The 14,784-nt window shown below is 61.9% G+C and carries 10 protein-coding genes; 8 read left to right on the top strand and 2 right to left on the bottom strand.

Translation table 11 applies throughout. The features are described from left to right. Positions 1-3 precede the first annotated feature (3 nt). Positions 4-660: a phosphatidylglycerophosphatase C gene (yfhb, locus tag GUC32_RS18885; protein WP_043138142.1), complete on the top strand. Its 657-nt coding sequence runs from the start codon at positions 4-6 to the stop codon at positions 658-660. Between the two features lie 45 nt (positions 661-705). Here yfhb and GUC32_RS18880 read toward each other — a convergent pair whose 3' ends face one another. Further along, complete coding sequence (locus GUC32_RS18880; protein ID WP_060448114.1) at positions 706-1,758, bottom strand: DUF2157 domain-containing protein; 1,053 nt, start codon at positions 1,756-1,758, stop codon at positions 706-708. A 117-nt stretch (positions 1,759-1,875) separates the two neighbouring features. Here GUC32_RS18880 and tadA point away from each other — a divergent pair, with 117 nt between their 5' ends. Beyond that, positions 1,876-2,382, top strand: a complete 507-nt coding sequence (gene tadA, locus GUC32_RS18875) for a tRNA adenosine(34) deaminase TadA (RefSeq protein ID WP_049204917.1) — start codon at positions 1,876-1,878, stop codon at positions 2,380-2,382. Here tadA and mltF read toward each other — a convergent pair whose 3' ends face one another. Beyond that, complete coding sequence (mltF, locus tag GUC32_RS18870) at positions 2,383-3,843, bottom strand: membrane-bound lytic murein transglycosylase MltF (RefSeq protein ID WP_025303935.1); 1,461 nt, start codon at positions 3,841-3,843, stop codon at positions 2,383-2,385. Between the two features lie 275 nt (positions 3,844-4,118). Between mltF and purL the strand changes: the two genes are divergently transcribed. The 6 genes from purL to glnB all read left to right on the top strand — a co-directional run bounded on the left by purL (position 4,119) and on the right by glnB (position 14,647). After that, positions 4,119-8,012: a phosphoribosylformylglycinamidine synthase gene (gene purL, locus GUC32_RS18865; RefSeq protein WP_369435783.1), complete on the top strand. Its 3,894-nt coding sequence runs from the start codon at positions 4,119-4,121 to the stop codon at positions 8,010-8,012. A gap of 882 nt (positions 8,013-8,894) precedes the next feature. Then, positions 8,895-10,331 carry a HAMP domain-containing sensor histidine kinase gene (locus tag GUC32_RS18860; RefSeq protein ID WP_025303933.1) on the top strand — a complete coding sequence of 479 codons (1,437 nt, stop codon included), beginning with the start codon at positions 8,895-8,897 and terminating at the stop codon, positions 10,329-10,331. Between the two features lie 3 nt (positions 10,332-10,334). Then, on the top strand, positions 10,335-11,207 hold the full coding sequence (qseG, locus tag GUC32_RS18855; RefSeq protein WP_053085981.1) for a two-component system QseEF-associated lipoprotein QseG: 873 nt from the start codon (positions 10,335-10,337) through the stop codon (positions 11,205-11,207). Then, positions 11,204-12,544, top strand: a complete 1,341-nt coding sequence (gene glrR / locus GUC32_RS18850; RefSeq protein WP_025303931.1) for a two-component system response regulator GlrR — start codon at positions 11,204-11,206, stop codon at positions 12,542-12,544. Before qseG ends, glrR begins: the two co-directional genes overlap by 4 nt. 130 nt (positions 12,545-12,674) lie before the next feature. Beyond that, on the top strand, positions 12,675-14,297 hold the full coding sequence (locus GUC32_RS18845; RefSeq protein ID WP_025303930.1) for an NAD+ synthase: 1,623 nt from the start codon (positions 12,675-12,677) through the stop codon (positions 14,295-14,297). Between the two features lie 11 nt (positions 14,298-14,308). Next, a complete protein-coding gene (gene glnB, locus GUC32_RS18840; RefSeq protein ID WP_004847623.1) occupies positions 14,309-14,647 on the top strand; it encodes a nitrogen regulatory protein P-II in 339 nt (112 codons plus the stop codon). Positions 14,648-14,784 lie beyond the last annotated feature (137 nt).

The raw sequence follows: 14,784 nt of genomic DNA, 5'->3' as shown, positions 1-14,784 counted from the left end.
CGTTTGAGCGACAAGCAGCAACCATCGGCCGCAGAAGGGCGCCGCGTGGTCTTTTTCGATCTGGACGGCACTCTGCATCAGGAGGATATGTTCGGCAGTTTCTTGCGCTTCCTGCTGCGCCGTTTACCGCTGAATCTGCTGCTGGTGATACCGCTGTTGCCATTGATTGGCCTGGCGCTGTTGCTGCTGGGGCGCGCCGCGCGCTGGCCGATGAGCCTGTTGCTGTGGGCGATCACCTTCGGGCGCTCCGAAGCGACGCTGAAGGCGTTGGAGCGGCAGTTTATCGAGGTTTTCCGCCAGAAGGTGACCGCGTTTCCGGTGGTGCAAATGCGCTTGCGGCAGTATTTGGATGAGCACGATGCCGAGGTGTGGCTGATTACCGGCTCGCCGGAGCAACTGGTGGCGCAGGTCTATCGGGATTCGGCGTTTCTGCCGCGGGTGCGATTGGTCGGCAGCCGCATCGCGCGCCGCTATGGCGGCTGGGTGCTGACCTTGCGCTGTCTGGGCGTACAAAAAGTGGTGCAGCTGGAGCAACGGCTCGGTGCGCCGCTGAAGCTGTACAGCGGTTACAGCGACAGCAAGCAGGATAACCCGCTGCTGTTTTTTTGCGAACACCGCTGGCGGGTAAGCAAGCAGGGCGAGCTGCAGCAGCTGGAATAAACAAAGGGCGGAGAATTCCGCCCTTTGCTGTTATCGCTACCGCGATCAGTCGTCGGTTACGTCGTGCGGTTTGCGCCCCAGTTGCCAAATCTTCTCCGCATAATGCCCCAACGCCCACAGGCTCAGGCCGAGCAGCGCGAAGAAAATCGCCTTCGGCATGCTGTCCCAGAAAAACTCGAACAGGCGGGTATAGAGGTTGATGCCGAGGAATGTCAGCCCGAAACCGCGCAGCATGGCGTCGTCATGCTTCAACCCCAGCCAGATGGCGGCGAGGGCGGCCAGCCCGAACAGCAGGCTCCAGTGGAACAGCTCAATCTGGCGCGCGCGGTACCAGCTGTCGAGATCGCCGTAGTTGCCAAAGATGGATAGCAGCCACAGCGCGATGAACAGGTACAGCAGGCCCATCGCCAGCGACACCCGCTGCAGGCCGCGCTGCGCCAACAGCGGCCGCAGCAGCAATGCGGCGGCGATCAGCACCGCGCCGAAGGCGATAAAGCGAATCGGGTAGCTCATGCCGAGCCAGTAGGCGCCCCAGCCGGACAGGTAGCCGGTTTCGGCGCCGAAGGCATTGCCGAGCGACAGCAGGGCGAACCACCACACCAGCCCGGAGCGGCTGAACCAGCCGATCGCGCCGTACAGCAGCGCGGCGACCAGCAGCAGTACGGAAACCCGGCCGCTGCCGTTATCCAGCCAGACCCCCAACTGCCATAAGGCGCAGGCGGTGAGCAACACGGCGACAAACAGCGCCGCCTCATTGCCGTAGCGTTTTTCCGGGTGCCGTTGGCGGCGGCGCAGCGCCCAGACGTAGGCCAGCGCCGCCAGTGCGCCGGCGATCGCCATGCGCACCGGCGCGTCGAAGCGGAACAGTTCGCTCAGCCATTCAAGCAGTGCGCTGTCGGCGAACAGGCTGGTGACGGCGATCAGCAACGAGGCCAGCGCGGCGAGAAACGCATAGCGCGCCAGCCGTCGCCAGTCGAAAGGTTGTACGTCCACATGCAGCAGCAACTGCTGCCGTTGCTCGGGTGTCAAGGCGCCTTCCCCAACCCAGCCGTCCAGCGCCTTGCGCACCACGACGGCGTTCTTTTTACTGAGTTTCATGTTTCTTGTCCCTGAATCACACGCTGATTCGGCCAGTATAGCCATTGGCGGGCGGCTACGACAAAGGGAGGCTAGTGTGTATAATGCCCGCCGCAAAAGCGCACGAGGAATTATGCGATGACTGAATATAACGATGAGTACTGGATGCGTCAGGCATTGCAGCTGGCCCTGCGCGCGCAGGAAGAGGGCGAGGTGCCGGTGGGTGCGCTACTGGTGCTGGACAATCAGGTCATCGGCGAGGGCTGGAACCGCCCGATCGGCCGACACGATCCAACCGCGCACGCCGAGATCATGGCGCTGCGCCAGGGCGGCGCGGTGCTGCAAAACTACCGCTTGTTGAACGCCACGCTGTACGTCACGCTGGAGCCCTGCGTGATGTGCGCCGGTGCGATGGTGCACAGCCGTATCCGCCGGTTGGTGTATGGCGCCGCCGACGAGAAAACCGGCGCGGCCGGTTCGCTGGTGGACATTTTGCGCCATCCGGGCATGAACCATCAGGTGGAGATCGTCTCGGGCGTGCTGGCGGACGAATGCGCCGCCACCCTGAGCAATTTCTTCCGCCTGCGCCGCGAACAGAAAAAAGCGCTCAAGCTGGCGCAGCGGGCGGCGGATACGCCGGAATAATCAGTAGTTGAGCGCCAGTTCCGGCATCACCGTCGGATAGCCTTTCCCCAACGCTTCCTGCTCGGCGGCCGCTTGCGCCGCCTTTCTCTCTTTTTCCTGCAGATAACCCACCAGGCTGACCTGGTAGCGGCGGATGTTCTCTACATAGTTGTAGGCTTCTCGCCCACGCGCATAGCCGTAGGTCAGCTGCGGGTAGTAACGCTTTTGGCTGAGCATCGGCAGGCGCTGTTTGACGTCGACCCAGCTGTCCGGATTGCCTTTTTGCGTTTTGGTCAGCTTGCGTGCGTCCAGCATATGGCCCCAGCCCATGTTGTAGGCCGCCAGCGAGAACCAGATGCGTTCGTCTTCCGGCACGCTGTCCGGCACCTTGGCCATCAGTCGCTGCAGGTAGAGCGCGCCGCCCTGAATGCTCTCTTCCGGATCGAGGCGGTCGTTGACCCCCAGGCCGTCGGCGGTGGCGCGGGTCAGCATCATCAGGCCGCGCACGCCGGTGGGGGAGGTGGCCTGCGGATTCCAGTGCGATTCCTGATAGGCGATGGCCGCCAGCAGCTTCCAGTCGATCTCGTTGGCGTGCTTCTCGAACAGCGGGCGGAAGTTGGGCAGCACCGAGTCGATGGCCGACAGGAAGGTTTTGGTGTCCACATAGTCGAAGCTGCCGACGTGGCCGAGGTATTTCTCCTCTAGCCGCGCCAGGGTGCCGTCGTCCACCATTTGACTGTAGAAATCCAGCATCGCTGCGTACAGGCTGTCGTCGCCGTCACGTTTGAGATACCAGGTTACCGGCTCTTCGTCGGTGACGTCGAACGCCACCGCCAGCTGCGGATGGATGCGCTGCAGCAGCGCGATGGTCACCGAATCGCCGAGGGTGTAGTCCAGCTTGCCGTCGGCAACCCGCTCCAGCAGCTCTTTGGAGGTGAGATCGCTGGAGGACTCCCAGGTGAGATCCGGGTATTTATCCTGCTTGAGCTGTTTTAGCGTGCTGACGTGCGCGGAACCGGAGGCGACCGCCAGCTTGCCTTTGATGTCGGCGAAGCTTTTCGGCCGCGGGGTGCCCAGTCGGTACACCAGCTGTTGGGAAACAGAGTAGTAGGCCGGGCCAGTGCGTGCGCGGCTGAGGCGTTCCTGGTTGTAGATAAGGCCTGCCGCCAGCAGGTCGGCGTCGTCGTCGTCCAGATCGTCGAACAGGTCATTGATGTTCTGATGGGGGATCACCACCAGCTTCACCCCGAGGTAGTTGGCGAAGCGCTTGGCCAGTTCGTAGTCGAGCCCACCCGGCCCTTGCTTGGTGTTGAAATAGGTCAGCGGGGAGTTCAGCGTGCTGATACGCAACTCGCCGCGGGAAATGATCTCCTGGAGTTGCCCGCCCTGGCCGCTGCGCCAGGTGATATTGGGCCACAGCGCGAGAGCCAGAAGCAGGGTGACAACGCCGATGAGGATGTAGTTTATTTTAAGACGTTTCAAATAGTTATCCAGTGGTGGCACAGGTACACCGGCGACGACAACCGCGACTTTTCTCATGGTTAAATCACCAGTGCGGGGGGCATTTTGCGCAACAAAACGCCAGTGTGCAACTTTATTGACACGTTATGACAATTCGTCGGTGCGGCACGCTTTTATCAATAATCCCTACGCAAACGGTTTCGTCGGCGGCGAGGATTCTCTATAATGACGCGCGTTTTCCCCTGTTGCGCCCAATGAAGCGTCTTATCCGTCGCTTCGAAGACGAGAGAACTTTGATTATGGAAATTCTGCGTGGTTCGCCCGCTTTATCGGCTTTTCGCATTACCAAACTGCTGTCCCGCTGCCAGGACGCTCACCTGCCCGTCAGTGATATCTACGCCGAGTACGTCCACTTTGCCGATGTTAGTGCACCGCTAAGTGCCGAAGAACACGCCAAGCTTCAGCGTCTGCTCAAGTACGGTCCTTCTCTCGCCGAACACGCTCCCGAAGGCCGGTTGCTGCTGGTTACGCCGCGTCCGGGCACCATTTCTCCCTGGTCTTCCAAAGCCACCGATATTGCCCACAACTGCGGTTTGCAACAGGTGCTGCGGTTGGAACGCGGCCTGGCGTTCTACGTCAAGGCGCCCGAGCTGACGGAAACCCAGTGGCGCCAGCTCGCCGCGCTGCTGCACGATCGCATGATGGAAACCGTCTTCAGCGAGCTGCAACAGGCCGAACAGCTGTTCGCGCACCATCAGCCGGCGCCGTATCAGTCGGTCGATGTGCTGGGCGCAGGGCGCACCGCGCTGGAGCAGGCCAACGTCCGGCTCGGCCTGGCGCTGGCGCAGGACGAGATCGACTACCTGCTGAATGCCTTTACCGGTTTGGGGCGCAACCCGACGGATATCGAACTCTATATGTTCGCGCAGGCCAACTCCGAGCACTGCCGCCACAAGATTTTCAACGCCGACTGGATCATCGACGGCGAACAGCAGCCTAAATCGCTGTTCAAAATGATCAAGAACACCTATGAGCAGACGCCGGACTACGTGCTGTCGGCGTATAAAGACAACGCCGCCGTGATGGAAGGCTCGCAGGTCGGTCGCTTCTTCGCCGCGCCGGAGAACGGCACGTACGATTACCATCAGGAAGACGCGCACATCCTGATGAAGGTAGAAACCCACAACCACCCGACGGCGATCTCACCGTGGCCGGGCGCCGCGACCGGCTCCGGCGGCGAGATCCGCGACGAGGGCGCCACCGGCCGCGGCGCCAAGCCGAAGGCCGGCCTGGTGGGCTTCTCGGTGTCCAACCTGCGCATTCCCGGCTTTGAACAGCCGTGGGAGCAGGATTTCGGCAAGCCGGAACGCATCGTCACCGCGCTGGATATCATGACCGAAGGCCCGCTGGGCGGCGCGGCGTTCAACAATGAATTCGGTCGTCCGGCGCTGCTGGGCTACTTCCGTACCTATGAAGAGCGCGTCAACAGCCACAACGGCGTTGAGCTGCGCGGCTACCACAAACCGATCATGCTGGCGGGCGGCATCGGCAACATCCGTGCCGATCACGTGCAGAAAGGGGAAATCACCGTCGGCGCCAAGCTGGTGGTGCTGGGCGGCCCGGCGATGAATATCGGCCTGGGCGGCGGCGCGGCCTCGTCGATGGCGTCAGGCCAGTCCGATGCCGATCTGGACTTCGCTTCGGTGCAGCGCGACAACCCGGAAATGGAGCGCCGCTGTCAGGAAGTGATCGACCGCTGCTGGCAGCTGGGTGACCAGAACCCGATCCTGTTTATCCATGACGTCGGCGCTGGCGGCCTGTCCAACGCCATGCCGGAGCTGGTGAGCGACGGCGGCCGCGGCGGCCGCTTCGAGCTGCGCGATATCCTCAACGACGAGCCGGGCATGAGTCCGCTGGAAGTGTGGTGCAACGAATCGCAGGAACGTTACGTGATGGCGATTGCCCCGGCGCAGATGGCACAGTTCGACGAGATTTGCCGCCGCGAGCGCGCACCTTATGCGGTGATCGGCGAAGCGACCGAAGAACAGCACCTGACGCTGAACGACCGCCACTTCGACAACCAGCCGATCGACATGCCGCTGGACGTGCTGCTCGGCAAGACGCCGAAAATGACCCGCGACGTTACCCGCCTGCAGGCGCATGGCGAGGCGGTGCAGCGTGAGAACATCACGCTGGCCGACGCGGTGAAACGCGTGCTGCATTTGCCGGCCGTTGCGGAGAAAACCTTCCTGATCACCATCGGCGACCGCACCGTTACCGGCATGGTGGCGCGTGACCAGATGGTCGGCCCGTGGCAGATCCCGGTGGCCGACTGTGCGGTCACCACCGCCAGCCTGGACAGCTATTACGGCGAAGCGATGTCGCTCGGCGAACGCGCGCCGGTGGCGCTGCTGGACTTCGCCGCCTCCGGCCGCCTGGCGGTCGGGGAAGCGCTGACCAACCTGGCCGCCACGGAAATCGGCAGTCTGAAGCGCGTGAAGCTGTCCGCCAACTGGATGGCCGCCGCCGGCCACCCGGGTGAAGACGCCGGCCTGTACGAAGCGGTGAAAGCGGTGGGCGAAGAGCTGTGCCCGGCGCTGGGCATCACCATTCCGGTGGGTAAAGACTCCATGTCGATGAAAACCCGCTGGCAGGAAGGCAATGAACAGCGTGAAATGACCTCGCCGCTGTCGCTGGTCATCACCGCCTTCGCTCGCGTGGAAGACGTGCGCCACACCGTGACGCCACAATTGCGCACCGATAAGGGCGACAGCGCGCTGCTGTTGATCGACCTGGGCAACGGCCATAACGCGCTGGGCGCCACCGCGCTGGCGCAGGTTTACCGCCAACTGGGCGACAAACCTGCCGACGTGCGCAACGTTGCGCAGCTGGCGGGCTTCTTCAACGCCATGCAGCAGCTGGTGGCCGATCGCGCGCTGCTGGCTTACCACGATCGCGCCGACGGCGGCCTGCTGGTGACGCTGGCGGAGATGGCCTTCGCCGGTCACTGCGGCGTAGAGGTTAACCTCGATGGCCTCGGCGACGATGCGCTGGCGGTACTGTTCAACGAAGAGCTGGGCGCGGTGATCCAGGTGAGCGCCGAACGCCTCGACGACGTGAAGCGGGCGTTCGCGCAGCACGGTCTGACCGACAACGTGCATCACATCGGCAGCGTGCAGGCCGGCGATCGTTTCGTCATCACCCAGCACGGCAAGGCGCTGTACAGCGAAAGCCGCAATACGCTGCGCACCTGGTGGGCGGAAACCACCTGGCAGATGCAGCGCCTGCGCGATAACCCAGCGTGCGCCGATCAGGAACATCAGGCCAAGCAGGATGAACAAGATCCTGGCCTGAACGTGAAACTGACCTTCGCCCCCGAGGAAGACATCGCCGCGCCGTACATCGCCAAGGGCGCTCGCCCGAAAGTAGCGGTGCTGCGCGAGCAGGGGGTGAACTCCCACGTTGAAATGGCGGCGGCGTTCCACCGCGCCGGCTTTGACGCGGTGGACGTGCACATGAGCGATCTGCTGGCCGGGCGCCGCGATCTGCAGGACTTCCACACGCTGGTGGCCTGCGGCGGTTTCTCTTACGGCGACGTACTGGGGGCCGGCGAAGGCTGGGCGAAGTCTATCCTGTTCAACGAGCGGGTGCGTGACGAGTTTGAGGCGTTCTTCCACCGTCCGCAGACGCTGGCGCTGGGCGTATGCAACGGCTGCCAGATGATGTCCAACCTGCGCGAGCTGATCCCGGGCGCCGAACACTGGCCGCGCTTCGTGCGCAACCTGTCGGATCGCTTCGAGGCGCGCTTCAGCCTGGTGGAAGTGGCGGCCAGCCCGTCGCTGTTCATGCAGGGCATGATCGGTTCGCGCATGCCGATCGCCGTTTCCCACGGTGAAGGGCACGTCGAAGTGCGCGATGCGGCGCATCTGGCGGCGCTGGAAAGCCATGGTCTGGTGGCGCTGCGTTTCGTCAACAACGCCGGTCAGGTGACGGAAGCTTACCCGGCTAACCCGAACGGTTCGCCGAACGGCATTACCGCCGTAACCAGCGCCAACGGACGTGCCACGGTGATGATGCCGCACCCGGAACGCGTGTTCCGCACGGTCAGTAACTCCTGGCACCCGGAAGAGTGGGGCGAGGACAGCCCGTGGATGCGCATGTTCCGCAACGCCCGTAAGCAGCTGGGCTAAAAACGGCCACCACCGTACAGAGGGCGCAAGCAATTGCGCCCTTTTTTATGGCCGGCGTTCGCCGACTGGCGGCAGTGTCTGCATTTTGCGACAGGCGCCATTTTTCCTGTCGCTAAATGGAGACATTTAACTGTTTGATTTTATTGATGGTAAGCGGGTTTGGCTTTAGTTGTCTGCATTTGGCGACAGCGCGGCGTTTTTTTCATCGCTCATCGGGGCGTGATGCGCAAAGAAATTTGCTGATATAATTTTATTTTTTAATAAAATCATGTGATTATAATTTTAATTGCAAAGTTGGCACGCAACGTGCATTATTCTCGTCAGTTGCTCATTCAACTTTTTATGACGGCGCCGTCATTAGACGGCAAATCGCCTCATAAGCCTCCGAATGATGCCAAAGAAATGGTGCCTATCGTCCAACTAAACCGATAACAGACCGTGCAAGCGGCTTTATCAAGCATCGGGCGACACGTGGAGTGAGGCACCGCCTGTATCCAACTGTGATGAAGGGTTCATCAATCCTGGATACTTACGGATGCTATTCGTCCTGTTCGATGCCAGCCGCTGCGCTACATCACCCTGGGGACGAGGTTCAAGGGCATCCACACTTTCCTTGCGTTGGGGCAAGTTTCTTGCCCCGATGTCAATTCTCAACGCTGCGCTTATCCCTGTTTCGTTGCCTATGCCCTCGAACGCAGACGCTCTCCCCACACTCTCGTTTTCGCACCGGTTGATATTACCGGGGCCGCATGCCGTCGGCAGGCCTATGGGCGCGGTTCACCAATCCCGCGGCTTTTTCCTTGTGCGTTCAGGATTCTCCCTTGCCGGGCTTTTTTCTTTCCGGCGAGTCAGTTAGCATCGTGACAGAGCTGAGAGAATGAGATGATTTCGTTGAAAAAATGGCGTTTATTTCCCCGTTCGCTGCGGCAATTGGTGCTGCTGGCCTTTCTGTTGGTGCTGCTGCCGCTGTTGGTGCTGGCCTATCAAGCCTACCAGAGCCTGGATCACCTCAGCGCGCAGGCGGCGGACATCAACCGCACCACGCTGGTGGACGCGCGGCGCAGTGAGGCGATGACCAGCGTGGCGCTGGAGATGGAGCGCAGCTATCGTCAGTACTGCGTGCTGGTCGATCCTACGCTGCAGAAGCTGTACCAGAACCAGCGCAAGCAATATTCGCAGATGCTGGACGCCCACGCGCCGATTCTGCCGGACGAGCGCTACTACCAAACGCTGCGTCAGTTGCTGACCCAGCTGGCGGCGATCAAATGCCATAACAGCGGGCCGGACCAAGAGGCTTCGGCCTTGCTCGAATCGTTCTCCCGTTCCAACGCCGAAATGGTGCAGGCCACGCGCGCGGTGGTGTTCTCGCGCGGCCAGCAGCTGCAGCAGGCCATCGCCGAGCGTGGCCAGTTCTTCGGCTGGCAGGCGCTGCTGCTGTTCCTGGTCAGCGTGCTGCTGGTGGTGCTGTTTACCCGCATGATCATCGGGCCGGTCAAGGCCGTGGAACGGATGATCAACCGCCTGGGGGAAGGGCGCGCGTTGGGCAGCACTGCATCGTTCAAAGGGCCGCGCGAGCTGCGTTCGCTGGCGCAGCGCATCATCTGGCTGAGCGAGCGGCTGGCGTGGCTGGAATCGCAGCGCCACGAATTCTTGCGCCATATCTCGCACGAGTTGAAAACGCCGCTGGCCAGCATGCGCGAAGGCACCGAGCTGCTGGCCGACGAGGTGGCGGGGCCGCTGACTTCCGATCAGAAAGAGGTGGTGACGATCCTCGACAACAGCAGTCGCCACCTGCAGCAGCTGATTGAACAGCTGCTGGATTACAACCGCAAACTGGCCGATGGCCCGGCGGAACACGAGAACGTCGAGCTGCGCGAGATGGTCGATTTGGTGGTCGCCGCGCACAGTTTGCCGGCGCGGGCGAAGATGATTTCCACCGAAATCGTGCTGGAGGCGGAAATCTGCTGGGCAGAGCCTACGCTATTAATGCGCGTGCTGGATAATCTCTACTCCAATGCGGTGCACTACGGCAAGGAATCCGGTAACATTTGGATCCGCAGCCGTCAGGTTGGACAACGGGTGCAAATCGACGTCGCCAATACCGGCACGCCGATCCCCGAGGCTGAAAGAGCCATGATTTTCGAGCCTTTTTTCCAGGGTAGTCACCAGCGAAAAGGGGCGGTAAAAGGAAGCGGACTGGGGTTGAGCATCGCTCAGGACTGTATCCGTCGCATGCGCGGTGAGCTGCAACTGGCGACGGTCGCCGGTGCAGACGTCTGCTTCCGCATTGAACTGCCGTTAACCGCCGAGAATGAATAAATAATGTACACATGGTCTAAGCGCCTTCGTCTTTCACAGACCGAACGTTCACCGCGTGCCACGCACAGAGCGCCGCTCGGCAAACGCCCGATCAGCTGGTTGGGCGCAGTCTTCTTTATGCCGCTGTTGCTGGCGGGCTGCGTCGATCGCGCCGTCAGCGGCGGCCTGAACGCTCAGCAGCAAGAGGCGATCCCGGATACCAAGGTGATCGATTACCGCACCGCGGCTTGCGATACCCTGTGGCAGTTGGACGACAAGGATGCGCTGGATAATGCGCTCTACTGGCTGCGCGCGATGGACTGCGCCGATCGCATCGGGTCGACCCAGGCGCGCGCGCTGGCGAAAACGGTGCCGGGTGACAGCTGGTCCGGCGTTTTCAAACAGAGCATCCTGCTGGGTAGCGCACAGCCGACCTCCGGCGAACGCCGCCAGATGATCGACAGGATCAACAGCTACCGGATGGAGTTCCCCGGCTCGCTGCGTCCACTGACGCAGCTGTGGCGCCAGCAGCAGATGCTGCAGATCACGCTGTTCGATGAGAAAGCGCGCTATCAGCATCTGCAGGAGAGCAGCGACAGCCAGATCGATTCGCTGCGCCAGAGCCAGGCGCGTTTGCAATCGCAGCTGCAGGACACCTCGCGCAAGCTGGAAAACCTGACCGACATTGAGCGCCAGCTCTCTTCGCGCAAGCAGCTGCAAGGGGAAATCCCGGACAACGGCGCGGGCTCCCAAAAGGGCGAAGCCGCCGGTAAAAACGGCGCGGCCGCCAAAGGGGCTGAGCCGCAGGACGAGCCGGAAAAGGGCACCGCGCTGCCGGTTGAACCGGAAGACACCTATACGCCGCCCCCTGCCAATAAGGAGTCCCACGCGCAATGACCGCACGCAAACCGGCCAACCTGTTATTGGTTGACGACGATCCCAGCCTGCTGAAGCTGCTGGGCATGCGCCTGACCAGTGAAGGTTTTCACGTCACCACCGCCGAAAGCGGCCAGGAAGCGCTGCGCCTGCTGGCGCGCGAACAGATCGATCTGGTGATCAGCGATCTGCGTATGGACGAGATGGACGGCATGGCGCTGTTCGCCGAGATCCAAAAACATCAGCCGGGCATGCCGGTGATCATTCTCACCGCGCACGGTTCGATTCCCGATGCGGTGGCCGCCACCCAGCAAGGGGTGTTCAGCTTCCTCACCAAACCGGTGGATCGTGATGCGCTGTACAAGGCCATCGACGAGGCGCTCGCGCTGTCGGCCACCCCGGCCGGCGACGAGGCCTGGCGGGAAGACATCGTCACCCGCAGCCCGCTGATGCTGCGCCTGCTGGAGCAGGTGAAAATGGTGGCGCAGTCCGACGTCAGCGTGTTGATCAACGGCCAGAGCGGCACCGGCAAAGAGGTGGTGGCGCAGGCGATCCACGCCGCCAGCCCGCGCGCCGGCAAGGCGTTCATCGCCATCAACTGCGGCGCGCTGCCGGAGCAGCTGCTGGAGTCCGAACTGTTCGGCCACGCCAAGGGCGCCTTTACCGGCGCGGTCAGCAGCCGCGAAGGGCTGTTCCAGGCGGCGGCGGGCGGCACGCTGTTCCTCGACGAAATCGGCGATATGCCGCTGTCGCTGCAGGTGAAGTTGCTGCGTGTGCTGCAGGAGCGCAAGGTGCGGCCGCTGGGCAGCAACCGCGATCTGGACATCGACGTGCGCATCATCTCCGCCACCCACCGCGATCTGCAAAAGGCGATGGCGAAGAACGAGTTCCGCGAGGATCTCTACTACCGCCTCAACGTGGTGAACCTGAAGATCCCGGCGCTCAACGAGCGCGCCGAAGACATTCCGCTGCTGGCCAACCACCTGTTGCGCGAAGCGGCTCAGCGGCACAAGCCGTTCGTGCGCAGCTTCTCGACCGACGCCATGAAGCGGCTGATGACCGCCAGCTGGCCGGGCAACGTGCGTCAGCTGGTCAACGTCATCGAGCAGTGCGTGGCGCTGACCTCGGCGCCGGTGATCAGCGAAGCCCTGGTGGAGCAAGCGCTGGAAGGAGAAAACACCGCGCTGCCGACCTTTGCCGAAGCGCGCAACCAGTTTGAGTTGCACTACCTGCGCAAGCTGCTGCAGATCACCAAGGGCAACGTGACCCAGGCCGCACGCATGGCGGGCCGCAACCGCACCGAGTTTTACAAATTGCTGTCGCGTCACGAGCTGGACGCCAACGATTTCAAAGAATGACAGATTCCCGCCGGTGCCTGCCACGCAGGTTCTCAACAAATCCGGCGGAATGATTTACACTCCGTTCTCTTTGCCGCGGCGCGCCCCGGCGTAGAGCACCATGGAACGTATTAAGCGGGATCGTACACAAATGAGCAGATCACTTTCCATCGCCCTGGCCCAGCTGAACCTGCTGGTCGGCGACATTGAAGGCAACACCGAACGCATGTTGCAAATCGTGCAGGAGCAGCAGAAGGCGGGAGCCGATCTGGTCATGTTCAGCGAACTGGCGCTGTCCGGCTACCCGCCGGAAGACCTGCTGTATCGCAATGATTTCTACCAGCGCTGCGACGCGCAGCTGCTGCGCCTGCAGCAGGCCTCCGCCGAGACGGCGATCCTGGTCGGCCACCCGTGGCGCGAAGGCGACAAGCTGTATAACGCGCTGTCGCTGTTTGCCGAAGGGCGCCTGCTGACCCGCTACTTCAAGCAGCAGCTTCCGAACTACGGCGTGTTTGATGAGAAGCGCTATTTCCATGCCGGCAACGACACCTGCGTGGTGGAGCTGAAAGGCTACCGTCTGGGGCTGCTGATTTGCGAAGATCTGTGGTTCCCTGAGCCGATCGACGCCGCCAAGGCGGCCGGCGCGGAGATTATCCTGTCGATCAATGCCTCGCCGTATAACCGCGAAAAACCATATATCCGTAAAACGCTGATGGCCGGCCACTGCCAGCGCACCCAGCTGCCGCTGGTGTACCTCAACCAGGTCGGCGGCCAGGATGAGCTGATCTTCGACGGCTGCTCCAAGGTATTCGACGCCGCCGGCACCATGACCCACCGTCTGGCGGCCTTCGACGAGCAGGTGACTCGTCTGGAATTCAACGAGCTGGCCGTGGTGCCGATGGCCGATCCGGCCGCTGAACTGCCGCAGCTGGCGCAGGTGTATCAGGCGCTGGTGCTGGCGGTGCGCGACTACGTGACCAAAAACGGCTTTAAAGGCGCGGTGCTGGGGCTGTCCGGCGGCATCGACTCGGCGCTGACGCTGGCGATCGCCGTGGATGCGTTGGGTAAAGACAAGGTGCAGGCGCTGATGATGCCGTTCCGCTATACCGCGGATATCAGCATCGCCGACGCCAAGGAAGAGGCGGAAATCCTTGGCGTGGAGTTCGATATCGTCTCCATCGAACCGATGTTCGACGCCTTTATGGGCCAGCTGTCGCCGATGTTCGCCGGCACCGAGCGTGACACCACCGAAGAAAACCTGCAGGCGCGTTGCCGCGGGGTGGTGCTGATGGCGCTGTCCAACAAACGCCGTAGCATCGTGCTGACCACCGGTAACAAGAGCGAAATGGCGGTGGGTTACGCCACGCTGTACGGCGATATGGCCGGCGGTTTCGACGTGTTGAAAGACGTGCCGAAAACGCTGGTGTTCAAGCTGTCCGAATACCGTAATACCGTCTCCTACGTGATCCCGCAGCGGGTGATCGATCGTCCGCCGTCCGCCGAGCTGGCGCCGGATCAGGTCGATCAGGACAGCCTGCCGCCGTACGATATCCTGGATGCGATCCTGGAAGGCTACGTTGAGCGTGACAAGTCGGTCGCCGATCTGGTGGCCGAAGGGTTCGACGAAGCGATCGTGCGCAAGGTGATCCGCCTGGTGGACATCAACGAATACAAGCGGCGTCAGGCCGCCGTCGGGCCGCGCATCACCGCCCGTAACTTCGGCAAAGACCGCCGCTACCCCATCACATCCGGTTTTGGCCGCAAAAATTGGTAAAAGGAAAGAAGATGAAAAAGATCGACGCGATTATCAAGCCGTTCAAACTGGATGACGTCCGCGAAGCACTGGCCGAAGTGGGCATCACCGGCATGACGGTCACCGAAGTGAAAGGTTTCGGCCGCCAGAAGGGCCACACCGAGCTATACCGCGGTGCCGAGTACATGGTCGACTTTTTGCCTAAGGTGAAGATCGAGATCGTGGTTGCCGACGACATCGTTGACACCTGCGTGGAAACCATCATGCAGACCGCGCAGACCGGCAAGATCGGCGACGGCAAGATCTTCGTCTTCGACGTGGCGCGCGTGGTGCGCATCCGTACCGGCGAGCAGGACGAAGAAGCGATCTGATCCTCTGCCATCAAGGGCGCAGCGTGCTGCGCCCTTGTCATTTCTGTCCTCCGCGCATCATGCTTCTTCGCCTCGCCGTTTCCCCCTTTTTGCCTGTCAGCATTCTAAAAAAGCGAACGCTATCGCGTTTTTGATAC

It is taken from the genome of Serratia sp. NGAS9, from assembly GCF_009905295.1.
Classification (GTDB): Bacteria; Pseudomonadota; Gammaproteobacteria; order Enterobacterales; family Enterobacteriaceae; genus Serratia; species Serratia bockelmannii.
This window is presented reverse-complemented; position numbering and strand designations above follow the sequence as displayed.

Coding starts and splice junctions, on each gene's coding strand:
- GUC32_RS18880 (WP_060448114.1), bottom strand. CDS start 1,758: ATGAAACTCAGTAAAAAGAACGCCGTCGTGGTGCGCAAGGCGCTGGAC.
- tadA (WP_049204917.1), top strand. CDS start 1,876: ATGACTGAATATAACGATGAGTACTGGATGCGTCAGGCATTGCAGCTG.
- GUC32_RS18860 (WP_025303933.1), top strand. CDS start 8,895: ATGATTTCGTTGAAAAAATGGCGTTTATTTCCCCGTTCGCTGCGGCAA.
- qseG (WP_053085981.1), top strand. CDS start 10,335: ATGTACACATGGTCTAAGCGCCTTCGTCTTTCACAGACCGAACGTTCA.
- glrR (WP_025303931.1), top strand. CDS start 11,204: ATGACCGCACGCAAACCGGCCAACCTGTTATTGGTTGACGACGATCCC.
- GUC32_RS18845 (WP_025303930.1), top strand. CDS start 12,675: ATGAGCAGATCACTTTCCATCGCCCTGGCCCAGCTGAACCTGCTGGTC.
- glnB (WP_004847623.1), top strand. CDS start 14,309: ATGAAAAAGATCGACGCGATTATCAAGCCGTTCAAACTGGATGACGTC.